Annotated in this window: 9 protein-coding genes; 8 read left to right on the forward strand and 1 reads right to left on the reverse strand. The window is 42.4% G+C overall.

Annotation, left to right across the window (positions count from 1 at the left end):
* The first annotated feature begins 3 nt into the window (after positions 1 to 3).
* On the forward strand, positions 4 to 375 hold the full coding sequence (locus EIH25_RS06015) for a hypothetical protein (protein WP_124099564.1): 372 nt from the start codon (positions 4 to 6) through the stop codon (positions 373 to 375).
* A gap of 10 nt (positions 376 to 385) precedes the next feature.
* Entirely contained in the window at positions 386 to 2,473 is a 2,088-nt protein-coding gene (locus tag EIH25_RS06020) for a hypothetical protein (RefSeq protein WP_124099566.1), read from the forward strand.
* A gap of 2 nt (positions 2,474 to 2,475) precedes the next feature.
* On the opposite strand, the gene EIH25_RS06025 is transcribed toward EIH25_RS06020, so the two are convergent.
* Positions 2,476 to 3,033, reverse strand: coding sequence for a hypothetical protein (locus EIH25_RS06025; protein WP_124099568.1), 558 nt, complete (start codon positions 3,031 to 3,033; stop codon positions 2,476 to 2,478).
* A 102-nt stretch (positions 3,034 to 3,135) separates the two neighbouring features.
* Here EIH25_RS06025 and EIH25_RS06030 point away from each other — a divergent pair, with 102 nt between their 5' ends.
* The 6 genes from EIH25_RS06030 (at position 3,136) to EIH25_RS06055 (ending at position 5,966) form a co-directional block, all read left to right on the forward strand.
* Positions 3,136 to 3,570, forward strand: coding sequence for a hypothetical protein (locus EIH25_RS06030; RefSeq protein WP_124099570.1), 435 nt, complete (start codon positions 3,136 to 3,138; stop codon positions 3,568 to 3,570).
* Positions 3,551 to 3,754: a hypothetical protein gene (locus EIH25_RS06035; RefSeq protein WP_124099573.1), complete on the forward strand. Its 204-nt coding sequence runs from the start codon at positions 3,551 to 3,553 to the stop codon at positions 3,752 to 3,754. The genes EIH25_RS06030 and EIH25_RS06035 overlap by 20 nt, the downstream gene beginning before the upstream one ends.
* Positions 3,744 to 4,640 carry a glycoside hydrolase family 25 protein gene (locus EIH25_RS06040; RefSeq protein ID WP_124099576.1) on the forward strand — a complete coding sequence of 299 codons (897 nt, stop codon included), beginning with the start codon at positions 3,744 to 3,746 and terminating at the stop codon, positions 4,638 to 4,640. The genes EIH25_RS06035 and EIH25_RS06040 overlap by 11 nt, the downstream gene beginning before the upstream one ends.
* Before the next feature lie 11 nt (positions 4,641 to 4,651).
* A complete protein-coding gene (locus EIH25_RS06045) occupies positions 4,652 to 4,897 on the forward strand; it encodes a hypothetical protein (protein ID WP_124099579.1) in 246 nt (81 codons plus the stop codon).
* A gap of 66 nt (positions 4,898 to 4,963) precedes the next feature.
* Complete coding sequence (locus EIH25_RS06050) at positions 4,964 to 5,701, forward strand: DNA adenine methylase (protein ID WP_124099581.1); 738 nt, start codon at positions 4,964 to 4,966, stop codon at positions 5,699 to 5,701.
* A 67-nt stretch (positions 5,702 to 5,768) separates the two neighbouring features.
* Positions 5,769 to 5,966 carry a helix-turn-helix transcriptional regulator gene (locus EIH25_RS06055; RefSeq protein WP_124099583.1) on the forward strand — a complete coding sequence of 66 codons (198 nt, stop codon included), beginning with the start codon at positions 5,769 to 5,771 and terminating at the stop codon, positions 5,964 to 5,966.
* Positions 5,967 to 6,224 lie beyond the last annotated feature (258 nt).

Raw genomic sequence — 6,224 nt, forward strand, 5'->3', positions numbered from 1 at the left:
ATAATGGACAACAACATAATAGTTGACGGGGTAACGCTTCCTCCGCCGGCTCAGGACGGCATATCATACACGCCTGAAGCGATTTGGAGCGAAAACGCCGGACGATCCGGCAACTGTAATTTTGTCGGCGACGTCAGAGCGGTAAAGGGTACGCTTTCAATATCATGGGACACGCTTACTTACGCGGAGGTTTCGCTGATACGCTCAGCGTTTACCCAGCTTGGCAAGCCGTTCTTTTATATCACTTTTACAGACGATACGGGTCAGCGCAGAACGCTGCATTGCTATTCTACGCTGCCGTCGTCGTCAATTCACACATACAAAGATAATGAAGGCAACGTTACAGGTATGACTGTCAGCGTTGTTGAGGTCTAGGAGGTGCACAATGTATCAGGTCGTTTCACAGGAGGTTGCGGACTATATAATGTCCGACAGCAGAACCTTCCGCGCGGTAATGGAGTTTGCGGACGGAACGGAGCTGTCGGACGGGATCGCAAAGATTACGACGCAGGCAAGCACTGCAAACAAAGACATTATTGCCGGAGACACTGTTTCACAGAGCATAACGGCTGAGGTTACAGGACTTACGGCGGATATAAGCGGCAAGACGTTTGTGCTGTATTTTTACGCTGTAAATTTATTCAGCGAGTTGGAGGAGAAATTAATACCTTTCTGGCGATACAAAGTGACGTCATGCAAGCAGAACGGTGAAAAATGGACTGTTGAAGCTCATGACGGCTTTTACAAATCTGACGATACATATACGTCGTCGTTAAGCTTTCCGGCAATTACCGACGATGTAGAGCTGGAGATATGCAACAAGCTTGGAATACTTCCCCCGAGGTATGATTATTCCCAGCTCTGCGATGAGGACGGAGAACCTATATTGACGGCAGACGGTCAGGAGATATACGTCAGAGATTCCGCCCCGATAAAGATCGACGCTCCGCTTGAAGAGTGTACTTACCGAGAAATGCTCGGCTACTGCGCTAGTCTGGACGGCGGCAAATGCGCCATGCTAGACCGTGAGGGACATCTTATACACAAAGCGTGGACGGATATCGACTACACTGTCACAGCCGGACGAGCCGATGAGCCTGAAACGGATCAGAACGACATTAAAATATCGCAGATAAGCTGCAAAGTCGATGAAAACAAAACGCTGAACATAACGGCGACCCCGGGCAGATGCATGACGTTTACAAATCCGTACATGACGCAGAACTTGCTTTCAAAAGCTGCTGGTAACTATCTTATGAAACCGTACAGACCTCTCAGCATATACCACAGATTAGGTGATCCTCGGCTGGATATATTGGATGTCGTGACGGTAGTCAAGGCTGACGGCACAAGCTACCGTGTGCCGCTGATGTCTATGTCGTACAGCTACGACGGAGGTCTGAGTGCAAACATTTCCGCGACAGGAACGCCGGACAGCAACAATAAAAGCAATGACAACAGTCCGATGATGAGAAAAGTAAAGAAAGTCGTTGCCGCCGCTCAGAACGCAACGGAAGAAAAGCTCAGAGCCGCATTTCAAGAGAGCATAGACTACATCGTCGGCAACGAGGGCGGCTATGTTGTCACAAAATTCAACGCAGATAATCAGCCAATTGCAACATATTACAGTGATAATCTTGATATCGAGCAGGCAAAAGAATTTCTGTTGATTAACAATCACGGCATTGCAGGTGGTACGAACGGTATACACGGTCAAATCAACACGGCGATCGATATTCAGGGCAGAATAAACGCCGAGCAGATACTGACGGGTATCCTTTCGGCGATTGTGATTCAAAGTTTAAATTATTCCGAAACTAACAAGACCGGGTCGAAGATAGATCTTGAGGACGGAACATTCAGTTTCGGCGGCGGTGCGCTGACGTTTGCGAATAATATTTTGAAACTTGTCGGGTGCGCTATCGATAACGGAGCGTTTAAAGTCGATAAGAACGGTAATACGACTATGACGTCTGCAAATATTACTAACGGAACAATCAACTGCGGCAACGGCAAGTTTAAAGTCGACAGTTCGGGTAATGTTACAGCAAACAGTCTTAAGTCCAACAATGCAGAGATTACAGGTGGAAAAATAAATATTGAAACTTCGTCAAAATTAGATAGTGCAATTAAGCTTAGTTATAACGAATGGACAATTGAGTTATCCCCTTTACAATGGGAATTAACTAACAGCACGATAGGCGGGCACATTGTATGTCAGGCTGGTGGATTGTTTTTCTATTGGAACGATGAATTAAAAGTTCAAATTGACTCAAATTCGGGTAACATTTCAACTTACAGCGGCGATTTAGTTTTTCAAGTAACTACTAATAACAAAATAGTGAATGTGTGTGATGGCAACGGAACGGTTACAGTGCAAATCAACGGGGCTAATGGTAATGTGTATGCAAATGATTTTTTTGTAAAAATTGGTGGTGGATATACTTCGATTCGCGACAAATTGAACATTTAAAGCTAAAGCAATAGCTCTGGTTTTTTAGCAGTTATGGTATTAATTATAGTTGTAGTTGTAGAAACATCTAATGCAAACTTTTCTACAAACACAATATTTCCGTCGACTAAAGCAACCTCCCAATCGTTATTTACTTCGCCGACTATTTCAAGAACGGCTCCCTCAGTCGAATTATAAAGCGCTTCTGAACTTTTGTCAGGAGCGGCATATAGGCTTATATCATACTTAGCAACTTTGAATCGTGAAGATTCATATTTATAATAGCTTGTATCAAATGTCTGAACTGTCGTTGTAGTCGTTTCCGGCGTCGTTGTAGCCGCAGTGGTGGTTGTCGTAGTCGTAGTCTTTTCGGTTGTAGTAGTCGTCGTGGTCTGAGAAGAAGTAGTCGTAGTTGTAGTTGTAGCTGCTGTTGTAGTCGTTGTAGACTGTTCAAGCTGACTTTCAAGCTCGGCTACACGCTTTTCCAGCTCAGCGGTTTTGCTGCTTTCGTCGCTGTTTCCGCACGAAACTAAGGCTGCGCACAGGCACAAAGCGAGTGTAAGTGATAGTAGTTTTTTCATATGAAAGTCCCCCTTAATTTAATTTAATAATAATTTACTTTAAGTAAATTATAGCACAAATATAAGAAATTGCAATACAAAAATATGAAAGGAAGAGATCAAATGAGTTACAATCTCAATTATTCAGGCGAACAGGTGAATGAGGCGATAGGAAATGCGCTATCGCTTATCAGCGGAACGGAGACGATAACAAACTCAAGTTCGAGTTCATTCCTTAATACAAAACTATCACTTCCGTTTACTCCGACTATCAACACAAGGATCGTGGCGACATTAAGACGTGCCGGCGCGCCCAGCCCGTTCCTCAACTATTGTCTTACGCTTATGTACAACCAGACAAGCGCGACTAACGCTTCGATATACGCTGTAATATGCGCGGGGCAGAACGCAAGCGGATCTCCAAGCGCAACACTCCCGGCCGGCACATACTACGTCGACTGGCTTGTTTTGAGTAAAGGAGAAGCTGCGTCAACGGCTTCAACAAATGCATTAAGCACAGAAAGCGAGGAAAGTACAAATGAAACAGAAATTAGCTAAGTTAATCAATGTAAAGTCAATCGTAACGCTTATGCTGACGATTGTTTTCTGCATTTTAGCAGTAAAACAGTCTGTATCAGCAGAACAATTTTTGACAATCTTTACAACTGTTATCGCGTTCTATTTCGGAACGCAGTATCAGAAAAACACAAATATCAAGGAGGAAAATAACGATGAAAACTAAAGGAATAGACGTATCATATTATCAGGGTGAGATCGACTTTAAAAAAGTAAAGGCGGCGGGTGTGGATTTTGTAATAATCCGCGCCGGTTACGGAAATTCTCTTGCATATCCTAAGCAAAAAGATCCGCGCTTTGAAGAATACTACAAAAACGCTAAAGCGGCAGGACTGAAAGCCGGAGCATACTGGTACAGCTATGCGGATAGCGTTGAAGCGGCGAAGCAGGAAGCAAAATCATGTCTTGCTGCGATCAAGGGTAAAACTTTCGAAATGCCGATCTTCTTTGACTTGGAAGAGCAGAAGCAGTTTGCAAAAGGCAGATCGTTTTGCGACAGCATAGTCAAAGCGTTCTGCAATGCGCTCGAAGAAGCCGGATATTTCGCAGGACTTTATATCAGCCGCTCGCCTTTGCAGACACACATATCAGCCGATGTGGCTAAACGCTATGCGCTCTGGATCGCAGAATATAAAAGTAAATGCAATTACAGCGGCAGCTACGGCATATGGCAGTACAGCAGCACCGGAAAAATAAGCGGAATAAGCGGGAATGTCGACATGGATTACTGTTATGTTGACTATCCGTCAATGATCAAGAAAGGCGGTTTTAACTGCTTCAAAAAGACGGCGGCTTCATCCGCATCAACAGATAAAAAACAGACTTCTGCGGCTAAAAAGACATATACGAAAGGTACACAGGTCACACTTAAAAATACGAACTTGTATGTTTCAGCGACAGCAAAGTCCGGCGTGAAAAAAAGCGGTACATACTGGCTGTACGACGGAGCGGTTGTGAATGGGCGTATGAGGATAACAAACAAGAAGAGTAACTGCGGCAAAAGTCCTGTTGGGCAGTATGTTACCGGGTGGATCAATAAATCCGACATATGAGGAGTGATATAATGGATACGGATAAGGTCAAGACGGAGGAGATTACATATATATCAATGATAACAACGACCCGAATCAACTATCGGTCTGACTGCAATTTCAAAGCAGGATCAATAATCGGAGTGCTTGATGATAACATTAAAATTCAAGTGCAAAAGGATTTTAAATGCATTGCATACGGTCATATCTGGTACAAAGTAAAAATCAACCGCAAGCATTATTTTATAGTTGCTGATCACCTCAAGTCTATCAATTAAATAATTCAGCTCCGGGGGTACTGCTCTCGGAGCTGTTATTATACTATATATAAGGAGAGATGTAGAATGAAAAGTCCAATACCATGGATAGGCGGTAAAAGCCAGCTGAAAAATAAGATAGTCGAGGCGTTTCCTCCGGACAAAAATTACGACAGATTTATTGATGTTTTCGGAGGCGGAGGATCGGTGCTTTTTGCAAAAGACAAGCACGCCGCTCTGGAGGTTTACAACGACGCTAACAGCAATCTCGTCAATTTTTTCAGATGTTTAAAATATCATCGTCAAGAGCTTGAGCGTGAAATACGGTACTATTTAAACAGCCGGGAGATGTTCCTTGACTGCCGTGAGCATATAAAAGAATCTGGTTTCACAGACATTCAGCGTGCCGCTATGTTTTATGTACTCGTGAAGACAGGCTTTGGTGCAAGCCTGCGTACTTTTGGCTGCAATAGAAAGCGTCTTAATACAGACAGCTTTGAAGATATTGAAAAACGCCTTGACGGAGTGGTTATCGAGAACAAGGATTTTGAAGATCTTATCAAAGTGTACGATCGAGATAAAGCTTTATTCTACTGTGATCCGCCGTATCATAAAACAGAAAGGCACTATGATGTTAAATTTACCAATTCAGATCATCAGCACCTGAGCGATATTTTACATAGTATCAAGGGCAGATTTGTGTTGTCTTATAACGACGATGAATACATACGCAGCCTGTATTCTGACTGTAATATACTTGCTGTATCACGCAATAATAGTCTCAGCTCCAGTAGTTTTAAAGAAGTTGTAATCACAAATTTCTAGTATTTTTTTTAGAGCTTAAATAACGGATTACGTTATTGGATTTGTAAAAAGAACGCAGGAGGTTAAGATGATAAAACTTCAATTAAGACAACTGCTTGAATCTAGACATATGACTCAAGCTGAACTTGCAGAAGCTACGCATATTCGTCCTTCAACGATTTCTGACTTATGCAATAATGTAGCTGAGCGTTTCAAATTTTCACATTTAGAAGCTATTTGTTTAGTTTTAAATTGTGATATTTCAGATATTTTAAAGCTTATATAATAGCTCTTTTTATCCGTTTTAACAGTATTAAAAAATACAAAAAAGCAGTGATTGTTTTAACACATTGAAACATTTCACTGCTTTTTTTTGATTTTGCTTGTCACTTTTTTGTGTTTTGCTTGTCAAATAACACAAGCTGCATAAGAGCAAAGCCGATCAGCATCAGAATCATTGCGTAAATTACGGAGATTTTTATAGTGTCGGTCATACGTTTTTTGTTTCTCGCGCCGTAGTTGTAGGAAAGCACCGGAACCATTC

This window comes from Ruminococcus sp. Marseille-P6503 (assembly GCF_900604945.1).
Lineage (GTDB): Bacteria > Bacillota > Clostridia > Oscillospirales > Ruminococcaceae > FB2012.

Bases quoted from the DNA above. Each gene is read 5' to 3' on its own strand.
- EIH25_RS06020 (WP_124099566.1), top strand. From the start codon at position 386: ATGTATCAGGTCGTTTCACAGGAGGTTGCGGACTATATAATGTCCGAC.
- EIH25_RS06050 (WP_124099581.1), top strand. From the start codon at position 4,964: ATGAAAAGTCCAATACCATGGATAGGCGGTAAAAGCCAGCTGAAAAAT.
- EIH25_RS06030 (WP_124099570.1), top strand. From the start codon at position 3,136: ATGAGTTACAATCTCAATTATTCAGGCGAACAGGTGAATGAGGCGATA.
- EIH25_RS06015 (WP_124099564.1), top strand. From the start codon at position 4: ATGGACAACAACATAATAGTTGACGGGGTAACGCTTCCTCCGCCGGCT.
- EIH25_RS06025 (WP_124099568.1), bottom strand. From the start codon at position 3,033: ATGAAAAAACTACTATCACTTACACTCGCTTTGTGCCTGTGCGCAGCC.
- EIH25_RS06045 (WP_124099579.1), top strand. From the start codon at position 4,652: ATGGATACGGATAAGGTCAAGACGGAGGAGATTACATATATATCAATG.
- EIH25_RS06055 (WP_124099583.1), top strand. From the start codon at position 5,769: ATGATAAAACTTCAATTAAGACAACTGCTTGAATCTAGACATATGACT.
- EIH25_RS06035 (WP_124099573.1), top strand. From the start codon at position 3,551: ATGAAACAGAAATTAGCTAAGTTAATCAATGTAAAGTCAATCGTAACG.
- EIH25_RS06040 (WP_124099576.1), top strand. From the start codon at position 3,744: ATGAAAACTAAAGGAATAGACGTATCATATTATCAGGGTGAGATCGAC.